The organism is Holophagales bacterium, from assembly GCA_016719485.1.
GTDB lineage: Bacteria > Acidobacteriota > Thermoanaerobaculia > UBA5066 > UBA5066 > UBA5066.
Genome location: JADJZB010000002.1, coordinates 130476 through 154852, shown reverse-complemented (window position 1 = coordinate 154852; position 24377 = coordinate 130476). Strand labels below are relative to the sequence as shown.

Annotated in this window: 21 protein-coding genes and 1 pseudogene; 8 read left to right on the top strand and 14 right to left on the bottom strand. The window is 70.8% G+C overall.

Going from position 1 to position 24377, the window contains the following annotated elements:
• Window positions 1-3: 3 nt before the first annotated feature.
• The 10 genes and pseudogenes from IPN03_00780 to IPN03_00735 all read right to left on the bottom strand — a co-directional run bounded on the left by IPN03_00780 (window position 4) and on the right by IPN03_00735 (window position 12215).
• Window positions 4-798, bottom strand: coding sequence for a biotin--[acetyl-CoA-carboxylase] ligase (locus IPN03_00780; protein ID MBK9372295.1), 795 nt, complete (start codon window positions 796-798; stop codon window positions 4-6).
• Window positions 795-3473 carry a valine--tRNA ligase gene (locus IPN03_00775; GenBank protein ID MBK9372294.1) on the bottom strand — a complete coding sequence of 893 codons (2679 nt, stop codon included), beginning with the start codon at window positions 3471-3473 and terminating at the stop codon, window positions 795-797. The genes IPN03_00780 and IPN03_00775 overlap by 4 nt, the downstream gene beginning before the upstream one ends.
• A gap of 48 nt (window positions 3474-3521) precedes the next feature.
• The gene (locus tag IPN03_00770; GenBank protein ID MBK9372293.1) at window positions 3522-5603 is read right to left on the bottom strand and encodes a response regulator; all 2082 of its coding nucleotides are present in this window, start codon (window positions 5601-5603) and stop codon (window positions 3522-3524) included.
• Window positions 5604-5704: 101 nt separating this feature from the next.
• A complete protein-coding gene (locus IPN03_00765; protein ID MBK9372292.1) occupies window positions 5705-6610 on the bottom strand; it encodes a hydroxymethylglutaryl-CoA lyase in 906 nt (301 codons plus the stop codon).
• Window positions 6607-6993: a biotin/lipoyl-binding protein gene (locus IPN03_00760; GenBank protein ID MBK9372291.1), complete on the bottom strand. Its 387-nt coding sequence runs from the start codon at window positions 6991-6993 to the stop codon at window positions 6607-6609. Before IPN03_00760 ends, IPN03_00765 begins: the two co-directional genes overlap by 4 nt.
• Complete coding sequence (locus tag IPN03_00755; protein MBK9372290.1) at window positions 6990-8459, bottom strand: ATP-grasp domain-containing protein; 1470 nt, start codon at window positions 8457-8459, stop codon at window positions 6990-6992. Before IPN03_00755 ends, IPN03_00760 begins: the two co-directional genes overlap by 4 nt.
• Window positions 8456-9250 carry an enoyl-CoA hydratase/isomerase family protein gene (locus IPN03_00750; protein ID MBK9372289.1) on the bottom strand — a complete coding sequence of 265 codons (795 nt, stop codon included), beginning with the start codon at window positions 9248-9250 and terminating at the stop codon, window positions 8456-8458. The genes IPN03_00755 and IPN03_00750 overlap by 4 nt, the downstream gene beginning before the upstream one ends.
• Window positions 9247-10083, bottom strand: coding sequence for an LEA type 2 family protein (locus IPN03_00745; GenBank protein ID MBK9372288.1), 837 nt, complete (start codon window positions 10081-10083; stop codon window positions 9247-9249). Before IPN03_00745 ends, IPN03_00750 begins: the two co-directional genes overlap by 4 nt.
• Window positions 10084-10091: 8 nt before the next feature.
• Window positions 10092-11680, bottom strand: a pseudogene (locus tag IPN03_00740) (methylcrotonoyl-CoA carboxylase).
• A 115-nt stretch (window positions 11681-11795) separates the two neighbouring features.
• Window positions 11796-12215 (bottom strand): cobalamin B12-binding domain-containing protein, encoded by a 420-nt coding sequence (locus IPN03_00735; GenBank protein ID MBK9372287.1) that lies wholly within the window; start codon window positions 12213-12215, stop codon window positions 11796-11798.
• Between the two features lie 51 nt (window positions 12216-12266).
• Between IPN03_00735 and IPN03_00730 the strand changes: the two genes are divergently transcribed.
• Together IPN03_00730 and IPN03_00725 are read left to right on the top strand one after the other, a co-directional pair.
• Window positions 12267-13559, top strand: a complete 1293-nt coding sequence (locus IPN03_00730) for a hypothetical protein (protein ID MBK9372286.1) — start codon at window positions 12267-12269, stop codon at window positions 13557-13559.
• A 27-nt stretch (window positions 13560-13586) separates the two neighbouring features.
• Window positions 13587-13910 (top strand): integration host factor subunit beta, encoded by a 324-nt coding sequence (locus IPN03_00725; GenBank protein MBK9372285.1) that lies wholly within the window; start codon window positions 13587-13589, stop codon window positions 13908-13910.
• 983 nt (window positions 13911-14893) lie between these two features.
• On the opposite strand, the gene IPN03_00720 is transcribed toward IPN03_00725, so the two are convergent.
• Window positions 14894-15349 (bottom strand): D-tyrosyl-tRNA(Tyr) deacylase, encoded by a 456-nt coding sequence (locus IPN03_00720; protein MBK9372284.1) that lies wholly within the window; start codon window positions 15347-15349, stop codon window positions 14894-14896.
• 93 nt (window positions 15350-15442) lie between these two features.
• On the opposite strand from IPN03_00720, the gene ssb reads away from it, so the two are divergent.
• Window positions 15443-15874: a single-stranded DNA-binding protein gene (ssb, locus tag IPN03_00715; GenBank protein ID MBK9372283.1), complete on the top strand. Its 432-nt coding sequence runs from the start codon at window positions 15443-15445 to the stop codon at window positions 15872-15874.
• Here ssb and IPN03_00710 read toward each other — a convergent pair.
• Together IPN03_00710 and mutS are read right to left on the bottom strand one after the other, a co-directional pair.
• Window positions 15871-16941 carry a glycoside hydrolase family 3 protein gene (locus IPN03_00710; GenBank protein MBK9372282.1) on the bottom strand — a complete coding sequence of 357 codons (1071 nt, stop codon included), beginning with the start codon at window positions 16939-16941 and terminating at the stop codon, window positions 15871-15873. The two genes, ssb and IPN03_00710, sit on opposite strands and share 4 nt — an antisense overlap.
• Window positions 16938-19556 carry a DNA mismatch repair protein MutS gene (gene mutS / locus IPN03_00705; protein MBK9372281.1) on the bottom strand — a complete coding sequence of 873 codons (2619 nt, stop codon included), beginning with the start codon at window positions 19554-19556 and terminating at the stop codon, window positions 16938-16940. Before mutS ends, IPN03_00710 begins: the two co-directional genes overlap by 4 nt.
• Before the next feature lie 88 nt (window positions 19557-19644).
• Between mutS and tsaB the strand changes: the two genes are divergently transcribed.
• The 5 genes from tsaB to IPN03_00680 are packed head-to-tail and all read left to right on the top strand — an operon-like array spanning window position 19645 to window position 22815.
• Complete coding sequence (gene tsaB / locus IPN03_00700) at window positions 19645-20241, top strand: tRNA (adenosine(37)-N6)-threonylcarbamoyltransferase complex dimerization subunit type 1 TsaB (GenBank protein ID MBK9372280.1); 597 nt, start codon at window positions 19645-19647, stop codon at window positions 20239-20241.
• Entirely contained in the window at window positions 20238-20714 is a 477-nt protein-coding gene (rimI, locus tag IPN03_00695; GenBank protein MBK9372279.1) for a ribosomal protein S18-alanine N-acetyltransferase, read from the top strand. The genes tsaB and rimI overlap by 4 nt, the downstream gene beginning before the upstream one ends.
• The gene (locus IPN03_00690) at window positions 20711-21019 is read left to right on the top strand and encodes a DUF465 domain-containing protein (GenBank protein ID MBK9372278.1); all 309 of its coding nucleotides are present in this window, start codon (window positions 20711-20713) and stop codon (window positions 21017-21019) included. The genes rimI and IPN03_00690 overlap by 4 nt, the downstream gene beginning before the upstream one ends.
• A gap of 42 nt (window positions 21020-21061) precedes the next feature.
• Window positions 21062-21829 carry a CDP-diacylglycerol--serine O-phosphatidyltransferase gene (gene pssA / locus IPN03_00685; GenBank protein MBK9372277.1) on the top strand — a complete coding sequence of 256 codons (768 nt, stop codon included), beginning with the start codon at window positions 21062-21064 and terminating at the stop codon, window positions 21827-21829.
• The gene (locus IPN03_00680; GenBank protein ID MBK9372276.1) at window positions 21826-22815 is read left to right on the top strand and encodes a hypothetical protein; all 990 of its coding nucleotides are present in this window, start codon (window positions 21826-21828) and stop codon (window positions 22813-22815) included. Before pssA ends, IPN03_00680 begins: the two co-directional genes overlap by 4 nt.
• Window positions 22816-22829: 14 nt before the next feature.
• Here IPN03_00680 and IPN03_00675 read toward each other — a convergent pair whose 3' ends face one another.
• Entirely contained in the window at window positions 22830-24374 is a 1545-nt protein-coding gene (locus IPN03_00675) for a hypothetical protein (protein MBK9372275.1), read from the bottom strand.
• Window positions 24375-24377: the final 3 nt, after the last annotated feature.

Sequence of the window (24377 nt, the reverse complement as noted above, 5' to 3'; positions counted from 1 at the left end):
GCTTCAGAACGACGTCACGTCGCCGGAGATCAGCTCGATGGGGCCCGTCTCGAGCTCGAGCCGGAGGAGGCCGTCCTTCGAGAGCCCGGCGTACCGGCCCCGAACGACCTTTTCCCCGTCCCGCACCTCCAGGGCGTCGCCCGGCTGGTGGATCGTCACCTCGGCGAAGGCCGCCGGGAGGTCGGGGATCTCTCCGACGAGAAGGGCATCGAGCGCGAAGAGCACCGCGACGAGCGGGGCCTCTCCCTCGAGCGCCGCGGCGCCGGCCCCTTCCAGTGCGAGCGACGTCGCGCCCGGGAGGTTCAGGCCGTCGAGCTCCTCGCGGGTGGCGTTCACGTTCAGCCCGAGGCCGACGACGACGTATCCGGTTCCGTCCTGAAGGAACCGGCCCTCCACGAGGATTCCCGCAACCTTCCGGCCGCCGGCGAGGAGATCGTTCGGCCATTTCAGGCGAATGTCGAGCCCGAAGGCGCGCGAGAGGGAGCGGGCGAGCGAGATTCCGGTGGCCACCGGAACGCGGATCCGGTCCGGCCCCTCGGGCCACGGCGCCACGAGCGACACGGCGACGGCCCCGTCTCCCGCAGTTTCCCAGGTCCGGCCGGCGCGGCCCTTTCCGGCGGTCTGGCGACGGGCCACGATGCAGGTCGGAAGGAGGTCCGTCTCCTCGGTCACCATCCGCTCCACCAGGGCCCGCGCGACGTCGTTCGTCGAGCTGGCCTCGCCGAGCAGGACGACGTTGGCGATCCTCTCGAAACGCGGGCCGCCGAGCGGCACGATGGGACCGAGCGGGCTCGTCACGTGACCGTTCCCTCCCCCAGGTTCGCCACGAGCTTTCCGCGGCGGGCGTTCAGCTCTTCGAGCTGGCGGCGCACCTTCTCGACGACCGCCTCCGGCGCGCGGGCGAGGAAGGACGCGTCGGAGAGCTTTCGGCCGATGCCCTCGGCGTCCTTGTCGAGGGCCGCGATCTCCTTGCGGATCTTCGCCGCGTCGTCCGCGGAGAGCTCCATCTTCGGAAGCGAGACCACGAGGCCCGCCACGCCGACGTGCTCGTGGAAGGCGCCCGGGAGCTCGACCTTCGGCGCCACGACGAGGCTCGAGAGCCGGGCCATGTGGACGAGGAGCGGCGCGTGCGAACGGAGCGCCTCGGCTACGGGGCCCTCGGGCACCTCGAGGCCCGCAGCGAGCTCGACGGTCTGGGCCATGCCGCGCTCGGCTCGCAGGTTCCTCACGCGGGTGGCCGTCTCGCGGAGCGTCTCGACGACCTCCACGGCGAATGGGTCGCTCCAGTCGCCGCGCCCGGCCGGGTACGGGAGGACCGGCAGCTTCGCCCCGTCGCCGTTCAGCGCCTCGCGAATCTCGCAGGAGATGAAGGGCATGAAGGGATGGAGAAGCGCCAGCGAGTCGAGGAGGACGTGGCGCAGGACCGCGCGCGTCTTCACCTTCTCGGTCTCGGCGACGTCCGGGTCGCGCAGGACCTGCTTGACCATCTCGACGTAACCGTCGCAGAACTCGGTCCAGAAGAAGGCGTAGAGGGCGTTGGCGGCCTCGTCGAAGCGAAAGACCCCGAGCGACTCGTTCACCTTCGCCGCCGTCGCGGAGAGCCGGTCGAGAATCCACCGGTCGACCCGTCCGAGCGAGGCGAAATCGGGCTCGCCGGCGACCTTCTCCTCGCCGAGCATCCCCATGGCGAAGCGGGCTGCGTTCCAGACTTTCGTCGCGAAGGCGCGCGAGGCCGCGACGCGTGTCGTCCCGAACGGCAGGTCGCGCCCGGTCCCCGAGAGGACGGCGAGGGCGAAGCGGACGGCGTCGGCACCGTACTCGTCGCACATGACGAGCGGGTCGATGACGTTCCCCTTCGTCTTCGACATCTTCTGGCCCTTCTCGTCGCGGACGAGGCCGTGCAGGAAGACCTCCCGGAAGGGGACGCGGCCGTCGAACCAGACGCCGGCCATGATCATCCGTGCGACCCAGAAGAAGAGGATGTCGAAGCCGGTGACCATGACGTCCGTCGGGTAGAAGCGGGAGAGGTCCTTCGTCCTGTCCGGCCAGCCGAGAACCGAGAGAGGCATGAGCCAGGAGGAGAACCACGTGTCGAAAACGTCGGGGTCGCGCGTGATCGCCGCGCTGCCGCAGGACGCGCACGCGGACGGATCGGTCTCTTCTCCCGGCTTCGGCACCGTGACGTGGCCCTCGGGGCAGTACCAGGCCGGGATCTCGTGCCCCCACCAGAGCTGCCTGGAGACGCACCAGTCGCGGATGTTCTTCATCCACTCGTCGTACGTCTTCTTCCAGAGCTCTGGGGTGAAGGTGACCTCGCGGGCCTCGGTCGCCGCGACCGCCTTGTCGGCCAGCGGCTTGATCTTCACGAACCACTGGAGCGAGACGAGGGGCTCCAGGACGGTGTCGCACCGCTGGCAGCGTCCCACGGCGGAGGTGTGAGGCTTGTCGTCGCGGCGAAGACCCAGCTCCCTGAGGTCGGCCAGGACCTTCTTGCGGGCCGCGGCCCGCTCGAGCCCGGCGTACGCTGCGCCCGCCTCGGCGGTCATCTTCCCGTCGAATCCGATGACGGCGATCTGGGCGAGACCGTGCCGCCGCCCCGCCTCGAAGTCGTTCGGGTCGTGGGCGGGCGTGATCTTCACGACGCCCGTCCCGAAGGTGCGGTCGACCATCTCGTCGGCGACGACGGGGATGAGGCGGTCGGTGAGCGGCAGGCGGACCTGGCGGCCGACGAGCGCCGCGTAGCGCTCGTCCTCGGGATGGACCGCGACCGCCGTGTCGCCGAGGATCGTCTCGGGGCGCGTCGTCGCGACGACCACTTCCCCGCTGCCGCCCGCGAGCGGGTACGCCACGGACCAGAGGTGCCCCGAGCTCTCGACGTGGTTCACCTCGAGGTCGGAGAGGACCGTCGCGCAGCGGGTGCACCAGTTCACCATCCGGCTGTCGCGATAGGCGAGGCCCTGGTGGAACAGCTCGCTGAAGACGCGGCGTACGGCCTTGGACCGCGCCTCGTCGAGCGTGTAGTACTCGCGGGAGAAGTCGCAGGAGCAGCCGAGGCGGCGGATCTGGTTCAGGATGTCGCCGCGGCGGGCGTCCGCCCATTCGCGGCAGATCGCCAGGAACGGCTCGCGGCCGAGATCGTGGCGGCTCTTGCCCGTCCGCTCCAGGAGGTCGCGCTCGACGACCATCTGCGTGGCGATGCCGGCGTGGTCGACTCCGGGGACCCAGAGGACCGCGCGCCCCTGCATCCGCTTCCAGCGCGCGAGGACGTCCTCGAGCGTCCGTCCCAGCGCGTGTCCGACGTGAAGGCGCCCCGTGACGTTCGGCGGCGGAATGACGAGGGTGTATGGCCGGGCGTCCTCGGACGCCACTTCCGGACGGAACTGCCCCGACTCCTCCTGGAGCCGGTACCACGTCATCTCGAACGACTGGGGATCGAAACGTTTGTCGAGCTCGGGGCGGGGCGCGGAAGACATAAGTCCGCCGAGTCTAATCGAGGCTTCGGTGGCGGGACGGCCGACGGCTCAGCCGGCCCGCTCGACCTCGGCGATCCGCTCGCGGACGAGGCGCTCGGCGTACTCCGGCACGACCTCCCACGCGATGTCGCGGACGGCCTTGTCCGAGAGGAGCTGGACGACCCGGCGGGCGATCCGGTCGACGTCGCCTTCGGAGAGTGCGGACCCCGCCGCGTTTCCGAGTGGCGCGGTCGTGACCGCGGCGTCGGCCACGGCTTCGGCGGCGGCGGTGGGCGGCGGCGGTGCGACTGTCGCGACGGCCGCGACCGGGGCTGCCGGAATCAGGGCCGAGAGGTCTTCGAGCCGGGCCGCGGCGGCCATCTCTTCCAGCTCGGACGACGTCGGCTCGCCCATCGGCATCGGCTCGACGTCCTGCAGCGCCTCCGAGGAGTCGGGCATGTCGATGTCGGTCGGGGTCTCCTCGCCGATGAGAGCGGCGTGCCGTTCCCAGATCTCGGGCCTGCGCCGCACGCGGCCGGAGGCTTCGAACGCTTCGAGATCGGCCTCGATGTCCCGGGTGACGGGCTCCGTCCCGTCGGTCTCTTCTGGTGCCCCCGAGAGCTCCGGAGGAGGAGGTGGAATCTCGACCGCAGGACCTTCGTCCCAGGGAGCGGCTTCGGCCTCCGACGAAAGGACGGGCTCGTCCATCTCCGGGAACGGCTCGATGGACTCCTCCACCGCGGCGGCTGGCGCCGCGGCCGGCTCCTCGGACTGCGGGACGGACTCTTCGGCCGGAACCTCGAAGGCGACGTTCTCGGCAGGAGCCGTCTCCAGGGCGACGGCGTCTGAATCTTCGGCGGAGAACGCGACCTCGACCTCCTCGGCCGCGGGAACGGCTTCGGCTTCAGAAAGCGCCGCGAACGGCGATCCCGCTTCTTCAGCGGGAACGGGAGCCTCGGGACTCCCCGCCTCCTCGAAGAAGGGTTCGACGGTCTCTACCGACCTGGTATCGAAAGTCGCCGGCGGTTCGGTGTGGAGTTCGGCTTCGGGCTCGTAGAACGCGGGCGGAGGAGGAGGTGGCGGTGGGATGAACGCCGCAGGCTCCGGCTCGAACGCCATGGGGGGAGGAGGAGGGGGCGGAGGCTCGAATGCCGGTTCCGGCTCGTAGAACGCGGGAGGAGGAGGAGGCACCGGAGGCACGAATGCCGGTTCCAGCTCGTAGAACGCGGGCGGAGCAGGAGGATCCGCGGCGGTGACCGGCTCGAAATCGAAGGGAGGAGGAGGCTCGACGCCCGCGCGCTCCGTCTCGGCGACGAAGGCCGGCGGGGGTTCGACGGAGGGAACCAGTTCCGGCCTGTAGAACGGAGAGGGCGGCGGAGGAGCGAGCGAAATCGGCTCTGGCTCGTAGAAAGGAGGCGAAGGAGGCGGGACGGCCGCCGCAGGCTCCGGCTCGTGGAACGCGGGAGGCGGCGGCGGTTCGAACGCGTCGATCGGGGCCGCTGCGGCGAGCTCTTCCGGCGTGGGAATCTTCATCGCCATCGTCCGGTAGTTCGCGTCCTCGACGGGCAGGACCTCCTCCCGGGCGACGAAAGGCGGCAGGAGCGCTTCGTTCAGGTCGAGGGCCGGCATCGCCTGCGTCGCCCCCGTGTCCTCGGCGCCCGGCGCCGTCGCCGGGATCTCCTCTTCCAGCTCGGTGGCCGAGAGGATCATGGTCGGTGGCGGCTCGGGAGCGGGCGGCGGGGCGGCGAGGGCCGCGGTCTCTGCGTCCTGGCGGGCGGCTCGAGCCCGGGTGACGAGGTCACGGACGAGCCCCTGCAGGGCGTGTGAATCGAACGGCTTGGTCACGATGGCGTCGCTGCCCACCCGCTCCGCCCGGGCCCGGTCGAATGGCTCGAAGGTCCCGGTCAGGAGGACGACGGGGACGAATGGTCCACCGGAACGCCGCTTTACCGCCTCGCAGACGTCGTAGCCCGTCAGGCCTGGCATGACGACGTCGGCCAGGACGATGTCCGGCTGGAAGTCGTCGAGGGCCTGTACGGCCCGGTCGCCGCTCCCGACGGCCATGAGGCGGGTCTCTGCGTCCGAGAAGGTCAGCTCGACGACCTTCTGGATAGTCAGGCTGTCGTCCGCGAGCAGGATCTTGATCGCCATTTCGACTCCTCGAACGGCCGTTCGACGGGACAGGCTTACGTGGCGGAAAGTCTACGTCCCAGAGAGGGATGGGTCAACGCGGGAGCATAGCGTCAGGTGCGTCAGGAGGCGCCCCGGAGCGCCGCGAAGACGCGCGAGACCGGCGGGCGGCCGGTCGTCTCGGCGAGGACCTGCGACGCCTGGGCCACCTTCGACAGGTCGATCCCGGTCTCGAAGTCCATTCCGTGGAGGAGGTAGACCAGATCCTCGGTAGCGAGATTTCCCGCCGCTCCTGGCGCATAGGGACAGCCTCCGAGCCCGCCTGCGGACGAATCGAAGACCCGGACCCCCTCCCGGAGGCCTTCGACGACGTTCGCGAGGGCGGTGCCGCGCGTGTCGTGCATGTGCAGGGCGATCCGGCCGATCGGCACGCCCGCCTCCCGGAGGCGTCCGACGACGTCGGCGACCTGCGTCGGAACGGCGACGCCGATGGTGTCGCCGAGAGAGATCTCCCCGCACCCGGCCTCGTAGAGGCGTGCCGCGACGGCGGCGGCCTTCGCGGCGTCGACGCGCCCCTCGTACGGGCAGCCGAAGACGGTCGAGACGTAGCCCCGGACGCGGAGGCCTTCTGCTTTCGCCCGGACCAGGACCGGCGCGAAACGGCCGAACGACTCCTCGACCGTGGCGTTCGTGTTCCGCAGGTTGAACGTGTCCGTCGCGGCGGTGAAGAGCGCGATCTCGCGGGCCCCGGCCGCGAGCGCTCTCGTGAGCCCCTTCTCGTTCGGGACCAGGACCGGATACCGCACGCCGGGCTTCTTTCTCACGCGCGAGAAGACCTCTGCCGAGTCGGCGAGCTGCGGAATCGCCCGCGGCGAGACGAAAGCGGTCGTCTCGACGACGGGCAGGCCGGCGTCCGCGAGCGCCTCGACGAAGGCGACCTTCACGCCGGTCGGGACGAATCCCCGCTCGTTCTGGAGGCCATCCCGCGGCCCCACCTCGACGACCGTGACCCGCCCCGACCCCGTCACTCGATCTCCGCGAGCGGGTCGCCCATGTCGACCCTCTCCCCCACGGCGCGGAAGAGCTTCACGAGCCGCCCCGGCCGCGGGCTCCGGATCTCGTGCTCCATCTTCATCGCGGAAAGGACGAGGAGCGGCGTCCCCTTCTCGACGACCTGTCCCTCTTCGGCGAGGACGCGCGCGACGACGCCCGGCATCGGAGCGCGCAGGTCGTGTTCCTCCTCCTCGCGCGCGCCAGGCCTCTCGACGAGGCGCGCGAGACGCCACGTTTCGCCGCGGAAGTGGACCCAGGTCGTCAGGCCGTCCCGCACGGCCCGGGCGCCGCGGGGAATATCGCCCCGTTCGGCCGCAATTTCGTGGACGGTTCCCGTCGCGAGGTTCTTCAGCTTCATGCGAGCACCCGGAAAGCCCCTCCGGCGTAGGGGTCCGGAAATGCCGCGTGCGTTGCCGCAGCACCCCTGCCGTCTCCGACGGAGTGGACACCCGCGACCGCCGCGAGGACCTCGGGCGGCGGTTCCGGCGAGGCAGGGACCTCGAGGCGGGACAGGAGCGACGTGTCGAGGTCACCACGGACGAACTCGGGCGTCTCGAGCAGGCGCCGGAGCCAGGAGACGTTCGTCGCGACCCCGAGAACGACGGTCCGGCCAAGGGCGTCGACGAGCCGGCGGCGCGCCTCTTCGCGCGAGCGGCCCCTCGCCACGATCTTCGCGAGCATCGGGTCGTAGTGGACGGAGATCTCGCTCCCCGCCTCGATTCCCGAGTCGACCCTCACTCCCGGGCCTCCGGGCTCCTCGTACGCGAGGACCGTCCCGACCTGGGGCAGGAATCCGTTCTCGGGATCCTCCGCGTAGAGGCGCGCCTCGATCGCGTGCGCGACCGGCGCCGCCGGCAGGTCGAGGGGAAGCGGCTGGCCCGCCGCGACCGCGAGCTGGAGAGTGACGAGGTCGAGGCCCCACGCCTCCTCGGTGACGGGGTGCTCCACCTGGAGGCGCGTGTTCATCTCGAGGAAGTAGAACGAACCGTCGGCATCGAGGAGGAACTCCACCGTCCCGGCGTTGACGTAGCCCACTGCCCTGGCCGCCGCCACGGCCGCCTCGCTCATCCGCGCGCGCAGCTCCGGAGTCACCACGGGGGAAGGGCTCTCCTCGACGACTTTCTGGTGGCGGCGCTGGAGCGAGCACTCGCGCTCGCCGAGCGCCACGACGCGGCCGTGAACGTCGCCGAAGACCTGGATCTCGATGTGACGGGGGTGCTCGAGGTACCTCTCGGCGTAGAGCGTCGGGTCGCCGAAGGCGGCCTCGGCCTCTCGGCGGCACGACGCGATCGCCGCGGCGAGCTCCCCTTCCGACCGGACGACACGCATCCCCTTGCCCCCGCCGCCGGCCGAAGCCTTGATGACGAGCGGGAACCCGATCGCGGCGAGGGGTGTCGGCGAGAGGTCGTGCGAGCCGGGAACGACCGGAACGCCCGCCGCCTTCATCCGCTCCCGCGACGGGACCTTCAGACCCATCGCCTCCATTGCCGTGGGAGGAGGCCCGATCCAGACCAGCCCGGCGTCGAGGACGGCGCGGGCGAACGCGCCGTTCTCGGAGAGGAACCCGTAGCCGGGATGGACGGCGTCGGCCCCCGTGGCGCGCGCGGCGTCGAGGATCTTCGCGGCGACGAGGTACGACTCCCGGGCCGGTGCCGGGCCGAGGACGACGAGCTCGTCCGCGAGGCGCGCGTGGCGTGCGCCGACGTCGGCCTCCGACGCGACGGCGACCGTCGCGAGTCCCTGCGTCCGGCAGGCCGTGAGGACGCGGACGGCGATCTCGCCCCGGTTCGCGACGAGGACCTTTCGGAACGGGCGCGCGTTCACGGGACGCTCCGCTCGGTCCAGGACGGGCTGCGGCGCTCCAGGAACGCCCGCATCCCCTCCTGCCCTTCCGCCGAAGCGCGACGCGTCGCGATCACCCCCGTCGCCTCCTCGAGCGCCTCGTCGAGAGGCAGGCGACCCATCCGCCGCGCGAGGTCCTTCGAGACGGCGAGGGCCTCGGGCCCGCCGAGAAGGAGAGCGTCGACGACGCGATCGACCTCGGCGTCGAGCGCCGCTTCCGGCACGACGGCGTGGACGAGGCCGGCGCGAAGCGCTTCCGCCGCGGAGAACCTCTCGCCCGTCAGGAACCAGCGCCGGGCGTGCGACTCGCCGATCTTCCGGACGACGAACGGGGAGATGACGGCCGGCACGATGCCGAGCCGAACCTCCGTCGTCCCGAAAAGCGCGTCTTCCGCCGCGACGGCGACGTCGCAGACGGCCACGAGGCCCGCTCCGCCACCCAGCGCGGCCCCCTGGACGCGGGCGACGACGGGCCTGGGGCAGGTGTCGACGCGGCGGAACATCTCCGCGAGGGCCGCGGCGTCGCGCCGGTTCTCCTCGGGCCCGTACGAGACCATCCTCTTCATCCAGGAGAGGTCGGCTCCGGCGCAGAAGGACCGGCCCTCCCCGGCGAGGACGATCGCGCGGACGGTGTCGTCCGCGGCCAGCATCCCGAACGCTTCCGTCAGCCTCGCGATCAGGACGTCGTCGAAGGCGTTCCTCAGGTCGGGCCGGTCGAGAACGACGCGCGCGACGCCGGGCCGTGGCCGCTCGACCCGGAGCGGTGACGTCACTTCATCACCTCGATCGTCCCCGAGCCCTCGAGCGGGATCTTCACGTCGCCCGTCCCGAGCTTGACGACGAGCTGCCCGGTCAGGCGGCCCGAGAGCCTTCCGCCGGACACCACCGCCTTCCCCGCGGCCGCGATCGCCGCGGCGTTGCCGACGGTGAGCGGCAGGGCGATCTCGTTTTCGCGTCCCGGCCGGACGAGGAGGCCCTGCCGGCTGCCCCGGGCGACCTCGCGGCCGTCGGACGACAGCTCATACCGGACGCTGCGCAGCGCCACGTCGAAGCGGAACGGGTTGAAGACGGCGATCCGCGCCTCGCCCTTCGACTCCGCGAGACCGATCCCCGAGAGGCGGGCGCCGGCGAAGCGGACGAAGGTCTCCGCGAGGTCGCGGCCAGCGACGAGATCGGAGGTTCCCGGGCGGAGCGCCCCGGCGGCATCGACCGTCACCGCGGTTCCCGCCTCGCCCGAGAGCGTCCCCTTCAGCGTGACGGGAACGGCGGTGGCGCTTCCGCGGTCGAGGAGCCCCTTCGGCAGCGAGCCCAGCTCGAGGTCGACGAGGAACGTGGCGTCCCACCCGGACCCGGAGGGCTGCACGGCGACCTGGACGGGGCCCTTCAGCGGCAGGGGGACACCCCACACCGTCGCGTCTCCGCGGAAGGTCTGCCTCGCGCCCCGGGCCGCGGCCGTCAGGTTCGCCCTCACGAAGAGAAACGCCTTCTGCCGGGTCAACGACGTGACCTCGACCGCGCGGATGGTTCCTCGCCGGGGCGCCGCGGCCGCGGGCAGGGCGAGAACGAAAAGGACGAGGGAGAGGGCGAGCGCGGGGATTCGTCTCACGTGTCGACTCACATCCGGAAGACGCCGAAGGGCGTCGCGGGAATCGGTGCGTTGTGGCAGGCCGAGAGGGCGAGAGCCAGCACGGTCCGCGTCTCGGCCGGGTCGAGAACGCCGTCGTCCCAGAGACGCGCCGTGGCGTAGTACGGGCTTCCTTCGGCCTCGTACTTCTCGAGCGTCGGTCGCCGGAAGGCGGCATCCTCTTCCGGGCTCATCGGCGGCTGTCCCTGGCGCTCGCGCTGGTCGTTCTTCACCGTCGCCAGGACGCCGGCCGCCTGCTCTCCACCCATGACGCTGATCCGCGCATTCGGCCAGCTGAAGAGAAACGGGGCTGGTAGGCGCGGCCGCACATGCCGTAGTTGCCGGCGCCGAACGAGCCGCCGACGAGGAGCGTCAGCTTCGGGACGGCGGCGTTCGCGACGGCGTGGACCATCTTCGCCCCGTCCTTGGCGATGCCACCGTGCTCGTAGGCCTTCCCCACCATGAAGCCCGTGATGTTCTGGACGAACAGGAGCGGCACCCGCCGCTGGCAGGCCATCTCGATGAAGTGCGTTCCCTTGAGGGCCGACTCCGAGAAGAGGATGCCGTTGTTGGCGAGGACCCCGACCGGGAGCCCCGCGATCCGCCCGAAGCCGCAGACGAGCGTCGCCCCGTAGCGCGGCTTGAACTCGTGCAGGCGCGAGCCGTCGAGGAGCCGCGCCAGGACCTCGCGGATCTCGAGCTGCTTCTTCAGGTCCCGGGGAAGGACGCCGTAGAGCTCCTCCACCGGATAGAGCGGGTCCTCCGCGGGCGCCAGATCGCCCGAGAACGTCTTCGTGGTGTTGAGGCGCGCGACGATCTCGCGGACCATCTCGAGCGCCTCGGCGTCGCTCCCGGCGAGGTAGTCGGCGACGCCGGAGATCCGGGTGTGGACGTCTCCGCCGCCGAGCTCCTCGGACGTGACCGTTTCTCCGGTGGCCGCTTTGACCAGTGGTGGACCCGCGAGGAAGATCGTCCCCTGACCCTTCACGATGACGACCTCGTCCGACATCGCCGGAACGTACGCCCCGCCCGCGGTACAGGAACCGAGAACGGCCGACACCTGCGGAATGCCCGCGGCCGACATCCGCGCCTGGTTGTAGAAGATCCGTCCGAAGTGGTCGCGGTCGGGGAAGACCTCGGCCTGGAGCGGCAGGAACGCCCCGCCGGAGTCGACGAGGTAGATGCACGGCAGGTGGTTCTCCAGCGCCACTTCCTGTGCGCGCAGGTGCTTCCTGACCGTGATCGGGAAGTACGTTCCACCCTTCACGGACGGGTCGTTCGCGACGACCATCACGTCCCGCCCCGACACGCGGCCGATGCCCGTCAGGAGGCCCGCGCCCGGAGCCTGCCCGTCGTACATCCCGTCGCCGGCCAGGGGCGAGAGCTCGAGAAACGCCGTGTCGTGGTCGAGGAGGCGCTCGATGCGCCCACGGACGGAGAGCTTCCCGAGCTCGGCCTGACGCGCGGTGCCTTTCGATCCGCCGCCCTCCCGGGCCGTCGCGACCCGGTCTCGCAGCTCGCGGGCGAGCGCCTCGTGGTGCTCGCGGTTCCGTCGGTACTCGTCGGAGGTGGGGTCGATCCGGCTGGCGAGAACGTCGCTCACGGCGGCGATTCTAGCGGCGCGCCCCGTTTCTTCGGGGCTTTCGTCCCCGTCCCGTCCGAGCCGCTCTCCTGCCGGCGCGCCCGGAAGGGGCTCAGGAGGCGGCGATCGCCTCCAGGGGCCTGCGCAGCGCGCGCACGGACTCGATGACGGTCGTGGTCGGGGTCCCCGGGGGGAAGATCGCCTTGACGCCCGCTGCGGTCAGCCCGGCGATGTCCCGGTCGGGAATGATTCCTCCGACGACGACCGAGACCCCTTCGGAGCCCCTGCGGGTCAGCGCGGCGATGACCTCGGGAACGAGAACGTTGTGGGCCCCGGAGAGGATGGAGAGGCCGACGACGTCGACGTCCTCCTGCACGGCTGCCGCAGCGATCTGCTCGGGCGTCTGCCGGAGGCCCGTGTAGATGACTTCCATCCCGGCGTCGCGCAGGGCACGCGCGACGACCTTGGCACCGCGGTCGTGGCCGTCCAGTCCGGGCTTGGCGATGAGGACTCTGAGTGGTCTTGCCGTCATGACGAGCGAATTCTAACCGGCGTCCGCCGCCGTTCCTGCTAGATTCACGGGGTGCGGCGCCGGATCGGAGAAATCCTCGTCGGAGGAAGGGCGGTCTCGGCCGAGCTGAGAGACCGGGCGCTCGCCCAGCAGGTTCGCCAGCGCGGGCGCCTCTGCACGAACCTCCTCGAGCTGGGAGGAATCCGTGAGGATCTCCTCCTGCGGGCCCTCGCCGTGCAGCACGGAGTGGCCACCTGCACACCCGAGGACCTCGTCGAGATCCGTCCCGATATCCTCCGCCTCGTCCCGGGCAAGCTCGCCGCGAACCTCTTCGTGGTCCCCTTCCGGCGGCTCGGCCGAAACCTGTCTCTCGCGATGCGGGACCCCAGGGACCTTCCCGCCCTCGACGAGATCTCCTTTCTCACCGGTCTCGCCATCAGTCCGTTCGTCGCCCTCGACCTCCGGGTGCAGGTCGCCCTTTCGAAGTACTACGGGGTGTCCATCGACGCGCGCTACCCGGAGCTGGCCGCGCGGATCGAAGCGGGAAACGGCATGGTCGCCGTGGCGCCGCCGAAGACGCCGAAGCCGTTCTTGCGTTCGTCGTCCGCCGTCCTCCGGCCGCTCCCCGCCGGGACCGCCGCCGGACCGGCCCCGCGTCCGTTCCAGGAGCCTCTTCCGTTCGAGGCCGCCGAGCCCTCTTCGGTCGTGTCGCCCGACCCCGCCGAGTTGCCGTCTCCCCCGCGGCTCACGGCGACTCCGGTCACCGAGATCGAGCTCGGCGAGCACGAGGAGCGGAATCTCCGAACGGCCGTCGGGATCCCAGCCGACCCTCCCGAGCCGACGAGCGCCGTCGGCGGCGAGGAGACCGCACCCCTCGTGGAGGAGGAAGCTCCGGCCGACCTCGTCGCGAGCCTCTCGGGAGCGGAATCGCGGGACGATATCGCCACTGCCGTTCTCGGCGAGGCCAGCCGGCTCCTCCATCGCGCCGCCCTCTTCATCGCGCAGGCCGATCGCGTCATCGGCTGGGCCGCCGTGCCCGAGCCCCCCGACGGGCTTCGGTCCTTTTCGATCACCTTCTCGGAACCGTCGATCTTCGCCTCGCTGCGCAACACCGACGGTTTCTACGTCGGTCCCTGCCCGGACCTTCCCGGGAACCGCCGGGTCCTCGAGGCGCTCGGTGCCGCTTTTCCGACCGTCGTCGCTGCGGTGCCGGTGACCCTGAAGGGGAAGAGCGTCCTGTTCCTTCTCGGCGAGGCCCGACCAGGAGAAGCTCCTCCGAAAGCGATGGAGCTCAAGCGTCTCGGAGCGCTCACGGCGATCGCCCTCGAGATCCTCCTGCTCAAGAACCGGCTTCGCAGCCTCTAGACCCGACTTGATTTACACTTCGCTCGAATGATCAAGAACGACCTCGTCAACCGCGTGACCGAGGAGACGGGCGTCGCGAGGATCAAGGCGGCCCGCGCCGTCGAGACGATCATCGAGACCATGCGGCACTCCCTGGCGTCGGGTGGACGCATCGAGCTGCGCGGTTTCGGGGTCTTCCTCGTCAAGCGGCGCAAGAAGGGGATCGGCCGGAACCCCAAGCGCCCGGACGAGCAGGTCGAGATCCCGCCCGGCTTCACCATCCGCTTCAAACCCGGGAAGGAGCTTCGCGACCTGATGACGGTCGAGGAGCCGGCGGCCGACCCGGTCGCAGCCTCCCCGGAGCAGGCCTGAACAGCTCCGGCCCACCCCTCCCCCCGGCGCCGTATACCGAGCCGCCCCTCCCACCGCTTCCCGTCGCCTTCCCCCTCCCCGCCACGGCCCATCCTGCATCGCGTCCCCGCCCTGAACGGTGGTGGCTTCACGCCCTGCTTCTATTGCTGACCTTCGCGACGACGACGTTCGTCGGGATTCAGCTGGCCGCGGGGTACGACCCGCGACTGGCGCTCGTGGACGCCCGCTCCGGGCTCCTCGGGATCACGCCGGCACTGATCCTGGCCGGCCTGGGTTACTCGGTCCCGCTCCTGCTCATCCTCCTCGCGCACGAGCTCGGGCACTACCTCGCGTGCCGGCGGTACGGCGTCGACGCCTCGCCGCCGTTCTTCCTGCCCTTCCTTCCGATCGTTCCGCTTCCGGGAACGTTTGGAGCCTTCATTCGCGTGAGGGAGCCGATCCGCGACAAGAAAGTCCTCTTCGACATGGCGGTGGCCGGACCGATCGCCGGCTTCGTCGTGGCGATCCCGTTCGCCGTGTACGGGATCCTCCACACCCGGCTCAACTTCGAGCCGCTCGGAGAGGGAACCATCTTTTTCGGGTACCCGCTCGCGATGAAGGCCCTTCAGCTCCTCCTGACGGGGCACACCTTCACGAGCGTCCACGTCGTCGAGCACCCTGCTTTCATGGCGGCGTGGTGGGGCTTTTTCGTCACGGCCATCAACCTGATCCCGGCGGGCCAGCTCGATGGCGGCCACACGCTCTACGCGGTGTTCGGCCGGCGCCACAGGCACTTCCGGTGGCCCGTCCTCGCCGCGCTCGTCGCCCTGGGGTTTCTCTACACGGGCTGGTGGGTCTGGGCCGGCATCGTCCTCGTGCTGACGGGCCTGCGTCACCCCCAGGTGTACGACGAGGACACGCCCCTCGACCCGTTCCGCAAGTGGATCGCGGCAGCCGTCCTCCTGATCGCGGTCCTGAGCTTCGTCCCGGTGCCGATTCGCGATTCAGGGGATCGGACGCCGCTTCGTCCGCCACGTGAAGGTCGCGGGACCGTCGTTCACGAGCTCGACCTCCATGGACGCCCCGAAGCTCCCGGTCTCGACCGCGACACCCGAGGCACGCAGGACCGCGAGGTAGCGCCCGAAGAGCGGCCGCGCCTCGTCGGGGCGAGCGGCCCCCTCGAAGCCGGGCCTTCTCCCGCGTGAGAGGTCGGCTCCGAGCGTGAACTGGGAGACGGCAAGGACCGCTCCCCCCGCCTGGGTCACGTCCAGGTTCATCTTCCCCTGATCGTCCTCGAAGACCCTCAGCTCGACGGTCTTCCGTGCCGCCTCGTCCATCGTGTCGGTACCGTCTCCGGGCTCGACGCAGGCGAAGACGAGGAGACCGCGGCCGACCTCCCCCACCGTTACACCGGAGACCCGAACGGCGGCACGGGAGACGCGCTGCAGGAGCAGGATCACCCGGCCATTCTCGCAGCCGGACGATCCGGGCGCCCCGAAAGCCTCTGATATCCTCGCGCGCCATTCAGATTCGGAAGTGGAGGAGGACAACCCATGGCGGGTTCCGTGAACAAGGTCATCCTCGTAGGCCACCTCGGAGGAGATCCGGAGATCAAGGCGCTGCCGTCCGGCTCCACGATGGCCAAGCTGAGCCTCGCGACGTCCGAGAGCTGGACCGACAAGACGAGCGGCCAGCGCCAGGAGCGGACCGAGTGGCACAAGGTGGTCGTGATGGACCCCAAGCTCGCGCAGATCTGCGAGCGCTACCTGTCGAAGGGGCAGCTCGTCTACATCGAGGGCTCCATCCAGACCCGCAGCTGGGACGACAAGGAGAGCGGGCAGAAGAAATACATGACGGAGATCAAGGCGCGCGAGATGCGCATGCTCGGAGGCAGGCCCGACGGCACCCGCGGCGCCGCCGCCCCCGCCGGCACCGGCACGCCCGAGCCCTCCGCCGAAGACCCCGACGACAGCGTGCCGTTCTAGAGCGGAAACGGGCCGTCGAAGCTCCGCGAAACGCGCGGCTTCGCCAGCTCCGCGAGCCACGATTCCACCTCGGCCCGGAGCGCGTCCCACGCCTCCGGGCCGAATGGCGTCCGGGGGAAGCTGTCGGCGCGCCTCCTGAGGGCCGCGATCCGGGCGAGCGGCCCGGGGTCCTCTGAAAGGCCCGCTTCTTCGAGCCGGTCGGCCGCGGCGACGGCTTCGGCGAGGCTGCCGGAGACGACGAGGACGTCGCATCCGGCACGTGCCGCCTCCAAGGCGCGGTCGGAATGGCTCCGGGCCGAGAGAGCGCCCATCCCGAGGTCGTCGGAGTAGACGACGCCGTCCCAGCCGATCCGCTCCCTCAGGATCGCGTGGATCCGGGGTGAGAGCGACGCAGGGGTCTCGTCGCCCGTGAAGCCGGGGTAGGCCCCGTGACCCACCATGACTCCGTCGGCGGCGCGCGCGAGCTTCGTGAACGGGGCGACGTCGGTCACCATCAGGTCGACGTCGTGGGCGTCGACGACCGGGAGCGATACGTGGGAATCGACCGGGCCGCGCCCGAGGCCGGGGAAATGCTTGACGCACGACGCGACGCCGGCGCGCGCGAGACCGTGAAGGAACACCATGCCCGCGATGACGACGTCCTCGGCGTGGAATCCGTAGCAGCGCCCCGCCAGGACGACGGCTCCTGTCCCGGGTTGCGAAAGGTCGAGGACCGGGGCGAAGTCGACGTCGAAGCCGAGGAGCCGCGCCGCGCGGCCCATCAGGTACGCGCACTCCTGGATCCGGTCGACGCCCTTGTCCGCGAGCGAGCCCGCGGACGGGAAGGCGACCCCGAGCAGCGGACCGATCCGGTCGACGGGTCCCCCTTCCTGGTCGACGAATAGAAGCGGAGAGGGATCGCAGGCAGCCCGGATCTCCTGAACGAGAGCCGCGGCCTGGGTGGCCGATTCGAGGTTGCGCGGGAAGAGGATCACGCCGAGCGGCCGGCGCTCCGACAGGAACGCGCGTTCGTCCGGGGTGAGCCCGGGGCCTTCGAGGCCGACGACGAGACGGGGGGCTAGGCTCATTCCGCTCCTTCCAGCCGCGCCCGGAGCGACGCGAGGACGTTCAGCGCCGCGAGCGGCGTGAGGGTGTCGAGGTCGAGCCGGCGGAGCGCGTCGACGACGACCTCCTCCTGGCCCCGGAACAGGTCGAGCTGCACGTCGGACGGAGGCGGAGCGCCCGCGTGCTCGGCCAGGCGCGGCCGCCCGCCGACGTCGAGCTGCTGCTTCTCGAGGTTCCCGAGGATCTCCTTCGCCCGCTCGGTCACCGTGGCGGGAATACCCGCGAGCCTGGCCACCTGGACGCCGTAGGAGCGGTCGGCGACCCCGTCCACGACCTTCCGGAGGAAGACGACCTCGCCCTTCCACTCCTTGACCGCCATCGTCCGGTTCTTCACGCCGGGGCGCACGAGGGCCAGCTCGGTGAGCTCGTGGTAGTGCGTCGCGAAGAGGACCCGCGCCGGAGCGCCGGGCGTGTCGTGGAGATGCTCGGCGATCGCCCAGGCGAGCGAGAGGCCGTCGAACGTCGCGGTGCCGCGCCCGATCTCGTCGAGGACGACGAGGCTGCGCAGGGTCGCGTGCCTGAGGATGTGCGCCGTCTCGGCCATCTCGGTGAGGAAGGTCGACTCGCCCCGGGCGAGGGAGTCGGACGCCCCGACGCGCGTGAAGATGCGGTCGCAGAGGCCGACGGTCGCCATCGACGCCGGAACGAACGAGCCCGCGTGGGCGAGAAGGACGATGAGGGCGTTCTGCCTCAGGTACGTCGACTTGCCCCCCATGTTGGGCCCCGTGAGGATGACGACGCGGGCGTCGCCTCCCAGGTCCGTGTCGTTGGGGACGAACGGCTCGCGCCGGCGGAGCGCCTCGACGACCGGGTGGCGCCCGCCTTCGACCGCGAGCACCGGCTCGGCGACCATGCGGGGCCGGCACCAGCGCTCGGCGCGGGCCACGCCCGCAAGGGAGGCGAGGACGTCGAGCAGGCCGATCGCCGAGGACAGCGCCCCCACGGCGGCGGCTTCGGCCGTCGCGGCGTCGCAGAGTTCGCGGAAGATCTCCGCCTCGCGCTCGGCGAGCCGCTCGTCGGCCGACCGGAGCTTTTCGTCGAGCGCGACGAGCTCGGCCGTGGCGTAGCGCTCGACCGACGCGAGCGTCTGCCTCTTCACCGCGTCCTCGGGGATCTTCGCCCTCGCCGATCCGGGCACCTCGAAGACGTGCCCGAAGACCTGGTTGAACTTCACGCGGAGCGTCGGGATGCCGCGCCGGCTGCGCTCCGCCGCTTCCAGCGCGCCGAGCAGCGTCGCGGCGTCGAGGCGGAGCCTCCTGAGAGCGTCGACGGCCTCGTCCGCGCCGTCGCGGACGAGGCTGCCCTCCTTGGCGGAGACGGGAGGCGCTTCGACGAGCGTCGAGGCGAGCCGCGCCGCGAGGGCGTCGGGAATCCCGGACGGATACGCCGCCCCGCCGGGCGTCAGGAGCGTGGAGACGGAGCCCTCCAGAATCGGTCCGAGCGCCGCGGCCCGGGCCAGGCCGAGGCCGAGGGCGCCCAGGTCCCTCGGCGTCCCGCTTCCGACGGCGACGCGGGCGAGGAGCCGCGGAAGGTCGGGTAGCGTCGCGAGAGCCGCACGCAGGGGCTCGAGGCGCGACGGGGTGGAGACCAGGTCCTCGACGGCGTCGAGGCGCTCCTCGATCGCGTCCTTGGCGCCCGGCGGCTGCTCGAGGATGCGGCGCAGGGCGCGCGCCCCGAAAGGAGTCCCGGTCCGGTCGACGACGGACAGGAGGGTTCCCGTACGCCCCCCGTCCCGGAGCGAGCGGAAGAGCTCGAGGTGCCCCTGCGTCACGGCGTCCACGACGAGGCCCTCGCCGGCCGACCCGGTCCTGAGCGAGGTGACGTGGGCGCAGTCGGCCTTCTGCGTCGAGCGGGCGTAGGCGAGGACGGCCGCGGCGGCGTCGACGAGCGGGCCGGATGGAGGGAGCCCGAACCCGGCGAGCGTGGAGGTCCGGAAGTGCCCCTGCAGGAGGTCGGCGGCGCTCGGCCCACGCGGCGATTCCGAGGGGAGGACCGACAACACCGGGGCTTCCGGGCCGAGCGGCTCCAGCAGGCGGGTGACCGCCTCCCGCTCGGACGGAAAGGCCACGAGCTCGCGCGCCGTCCGCCGGGAGAGCATCTCGCCAGGCGTCGCTCCGTCGAGACGCATCACGAGGAACTCGCCCGTCGAGAGATCCAGGTAGGCGAGGGCCGGCGCTTCACCCGAAAGGACGATGGCCGCGAGGTCGTTCGCCTGCCGCGCGTCGAGCCGATCCGGGTCGACGAGCGTCCCGGGCGTGATGACGCGGACGATGGCGCGGGCGACGAGGGACTTCCCTTTCTGGGGCGCCTCGGTCTGCTCGGCGATGGCGACCTTCCGGCCCGCGCCGACCAGCCGTGCGACGTAGGCCTCGAGCGCGTGGTGCGGGACCCCGCACATCGGAGCCTCGACGTCGGTATCCCGGTGACGGGCGGTCAGGACGAGGCCGAGGAGCGGTGCGGCTTCCTCGGCGTCCTCGAAGAACATCTCGTAGAAGTCGCCGAGCCGGTAGAGGAGGATCGCGTCCGGAACCTCCCTCTTCAGCGCCCAGTACTGCTCGAGCATCGGGGTGGTCCGCATCGGAAGGGGGGCGATCCTAGCAGGGCCGCAGCGGGGCCGAGCAGTCCGCTGGAAATCCCGGCTCCCTGCTACGATTGCGGCTACGCCGATGAGGCTCCTCGCCATCGACACGGCGACCCCGCACCCGTCCCTCGCCGTTGCCGTGGACGGCTCGGCGCCGCGGACGGTCGAGCTGCCGCGGCTTGGAGCCGAGGCTCTCGCGCCGGCCGTCGCTTCGCTGCTTTTCGACCTGGGGCTCGTTCCGCGAGACCTCGACCGGATTGCGGTCGTTTCGGGCCCCGGCTCCTTCACGGGGCTCCGCTCCTCCCTGGCCTTCGCCCGCGGCCTGGCCCGGGCGACCGGCGCCCTTCTCGTCCTCGTCCCGACGTTCGTCGCGGCGTCCGAGACGATCCCAGCCCCACCCGAGGCGGACTTCTTCCTCGACGCGCTGCGCGGTGAGGTCCACCGGCGGCGCCGCCGGAACGGGTCCCTCCTGCCAGAGGAGGAGCGCCTGAACCGCGAGACCGCACTGTTCGAAGCCGATCGCGACGGGGCTGCGGGAATCGATCTCGGGTCGTCGGCCCTTCTGCTCGCACCCGCTGCGATCTCGCTGGCCCGTCGCGCCCCGGCGGAGGAGCAGGGAGCGCTTGCCTATGGCCGGCTCCCGGCCGCCGTCGAACGTTTCGGCACCGGGGAGACGTCGTGAACGCGCTCGCAGAGACGCTCACGCTCCGGGATGCGCGCCTCACCGACATGGACGCCGTGGCGGAGCTGGAGCGGATCTCCTTCCCGGTGCCCTGGAAGCGGGAGTTCTTCGCCTCGGAGGTGGGGCAGGCCCACCGTTTCAACCGGGTCGTCCGCGCCCCCGGCGGGATCCTCGCGGGCTACGTCTTCTGCGCGTTCGCCGGAGGCGAGATCCATGTCAACAAGATCGCGGTCGACCCCCTCTATCGCCGCCGGGGAGTCGCCCGGCTGCTGATGAAGGACGTCCTCGACTTCTCCGCCCGGATCGTGGCCGAGGAGATCTATCTCGAGGTCCGCCCTTCGAACGTTCCGGCACGCAACTTCTACATGGCGCTCGGGTTCCGGGATGTCGGAAGGCGCCCCCAGTACTACGCCGACGGCGAGGACGCGCTCGTCATGTCGCTGTTTCTGACAGTGCCGAGTCCTTCACCTTGACTCTGCCCCTTCGAAAAAGGGAGACTCGCCGCGGCTCTTTCGAAATTCACTTCGAGGAGGTGTTCATGCCGACTTTGACCGAAGAGTTGAAGCGCGAGCTGGCCCAGACCCACGAGGAATTCAAGAACCTCGTCCGAACCCATCACGACTTCGAGAAACGGCTTGCCGAGCTGGCGTCCAAGACGTTCCTTTCCTCCGACGAGGAGGGCGAGGAAAAGCGCCTGAAGAAGCAGAAGCTGATCGTGAAGGACAGGATGGAAGAGATCGCTCGTGAGCACAGGGCCCGGGTTGGAGCGCCCCATTAGGACCAGCTCGCGCTCGACAGGAACGGTCCCGTCGACACACCCATGACTGGAACCTCCCAGGAGGTTCAGCGCCGCGGCGTTCGCCGCGGCGTTTACGTCATCCCGGCCCTCTTCACGGTCGGGAACATCTTCTGTGGGTACCTGTCCCTCGACGCGACGGTCCACGGCCGGTTCGACCTCGCCGCGGGGCTCATCTTCCTCGCCGGCTTCCTCGATTCACTCGACGGTCGGGTCGCGCGGATGACGGGCTCGACGTCGGCGTTCGGCGAGCAGCTCGACTCGCTCGCCGACGTTCTCTCGTTCGGGCTCGCCCCTGCATTCCTCGTCTACCACTGGGCCCTGGCGGGCTACGGCCGGATCGGCCTCTTCGCCTCGTTCCTCTTCCTCGTCTGCGGGGCGTGCCGGCTCGCGCGGTTCAACGTCCAGCTCAACGTGGTCGACAAGCGGTGGTTCGTGGGCCTGCCCATTCCGGCCGCAGCGGGCGCCCTCTGCGGTCTCATCTGGGTCCTGCCGGAGCCGCTCCCCGACCCGCGGATCGCGGTGGCGTTTCTCGGCATCACGCTGCTGCTCGGTTTCCTGATGGTCTCGACCTTCCGCTACCGCTCCTTCAAGGACGTGGACCTCCGCTCCCGGCGTTCAGCTCGCCTCGTACCGCTCCTCGGCTTCCTGGTCGCGGCCGTGGCGGCGTGGCGCCCGGACGTCTGCCTGGCCGGGATCGCTCTGATCTACGCCCTCTCGGCCCCGGTCGCGCGTGTCGTGACGGCGCTGATTCCCCACCGAACGCCTCCGGCGGCCGGGGTGACGTCGTGAGAGGTCTGTCCGTCGCCGTCGTGGACCCCGGCACTCTCGTCGGCCGCGACGTGAAGGCCGTCCTTCGCGAGCGCGGATTTCCGGCCGCTCACCTCCACCTCTTCCAGTCCGACGACCCTTCCTCGGGCCTGCTGACCGAAGACGACGGGGAAGCCGCCTACGTGGCCGCGCTCGAGCCGGACAGCCTCTCCACCTGCCAGATCGCATTCTTCTGCGGCTCTCCCGCGGCGACCACCCGATTCCTGTCCGTCCGCTCACCCGATGCCTGCTTCGCCATAGACCTTTCGGGCCAGCGCGCTGCAGGAGCGTTCGTCGACGCCCTGCGCGGCACCCTCCCCTCTCCGCTTCCTTCGAGTGACCACCTCCTCCTGCGTGACCCGGCGGCCACCGTCCTCGCAGATGCCGTGGCCGCTCTCGACGGCCTCCTCCCCGTCCAGGCGGTGACCGTCGCGATCGACCGCCCCGCCAGCGAGCTCGGCAAGGACGCCCTCGACGAACTCTTCCAGCAGGCGATCGCCATCGCCTCATTCCGGAGCGTCCCGAAGGACCACCTCGGTGCGCAGTGCGCCTTCAACGTCTTCTCCCCCGCCGACGCGGACGCCTTCGAGGCCCGCGTGGCTGGAGACATCCGGGCCCTCCTCGGACGCGACCTTCCCATCGGCATCCTTTCGGCCCGGGCCAGCGTCTTCCACGGGACGACGCTGCGTCTGGAGATTCGCTTCGACGGTGAGGCGCCGGAGCACCGGACCGTTCGATCGGCGCTCCTGGCGACGGGCCGCGGCTTCGCCGAGCCCGACGTCGACGGGCCGGCCGGAGTCGTCGACGCCGCGGGGCGCGACGAGACTCTTCTCATCCGCTCGTCCAGCGCGGGCTCGACCGTTCGGCTGCTCCTCGCCTCCGACGACCTCAGGCGCCCCGGGGCGCTCCTGGCCGTGAGGATCGCCGAGGCGGCGGTCGCCGAAAGGGGCCTCCTCCCCGACGCCTGAGCAGCGCCCCCTCCTCAGCGTTTCTTCAGCTTCGGGATCGACGGCTGTTTCTTGGCCTTCTCTTTCGGCGCCTTCGTCGGTGAGGGCGGCGGCGAGATGGCCACTTCGGTCTCGGCCCCGGTGAGGGTTCGCCCGTCGGGCAGCGTCAGCTGATAGGACACGAAGGCCCGGGGCCGCCCGCCGGCGATCCGGATGGGGCCCACCACGTTCGCCTCCTCGGGCGCGAAGAAGTTCTCGAAGAGCCGGCAGGCCGTCGCCCGGCCGAACGGCGCCGGCTGCTTCATGTCGCGGGCCGAGGCGAAGATCTCGTAGCGGTCGAACTCGCCGGCGCCGAGGGCCGTGAAGACACCCCCCTCGAGCCGAATCGTGATCTGGTTGCCGAAGCGCGACAGCTCGCTCGGCGTCGGACCAGGGTTCGACACGCGCAGCCAGACCTCGCCGCCACGACCCGTCCCTTCCGCCGGCTCGACGGAGAGGCTCGGCTCCCATGGCTTTCCGGTCAGCAACGCGCGGATCGCCGGGTAGCCGCTGAGCCGTCCGTCTCGCGGAACGCCGTCCAGGAGAAAGACCCGCCCCGCGAGCTTTGGCGCGCTCCACCGGGAGGTCTCCGAGACGAGGCGCACGAGATCGGCGAACGGAAGGATGTCGAACCGGGCCCGGCCGCCATCCTCCGAGAGAACGCTCTTCGACCTCTCGTATCCGGCCCGGGGCTTGAAGTTGTAGATGCTGCCGGGCTCGCTCGAGAGGACGGCCGCGAAATCGAAATCGAGGTTGCGGTCCTCCGAGAGCTTGTCGATCTCGCCGTCGGCCAGACGGCGGGCTTTGGCGCCGACACCCGCGACTCCATAGCCCCCCGGGACGAACAGGAGACGGAACGGAATCGGGAACGACTTCGCCTCTTCCTGGGACATCTCCCGAACGAACGTATCGCTCGTCTCGGGACGGCGTCCGAACGAAAACACGAGGGCTTCGTCGGCGGCTCCTTCGAGCGGCTCCCACGTTCCCTCAGGTGCTCCCGGCAGGAGCGTGACCGAGACCGTCAGACCCTTCAACCGTGACTTGACGGCCGAGAGCGCCTTGGCCAGGGCGGGTGCGTCCGCCGGCGTCGGCAGGATGTGGATGTGGACACCCGAGACCTGGGCCCAGGATTTTGCTTCGGCGACCAGACGGACGGCACCGTCGGCCCACGTTTCGCCCACCAGCTCGGGCTGGGCCGTTCGCAGTGCCCCCTCGGCGCCCGGCTCACCCATCAGGACGAGGACGACCGGCCGTTGGATCGCGTTCGGCGGCGGAGGAAAAGGCCGAACCTGCCCTCCTCCCGTCAACGTCGCCGCTACGACGTAGAGCCGGCGGATCCCCATCGCGTCGAACTCGGGAGCAAGCTCCTCGGGGACGACCGCGGGAGCCTCCGCGAGGAAGAGCGCGTCCGTGCGGGGCGGTGGGGCTGAGGACCCCCGGCCGACGAGAGGCAGGCCCTTCTTGCACGCTCCGGCGCCGAGCGTGCCGAGCAGGAGCAGACCGACAGCGAGGCAGCGGACGTTCCAGGATTTCGAGAGCATTGT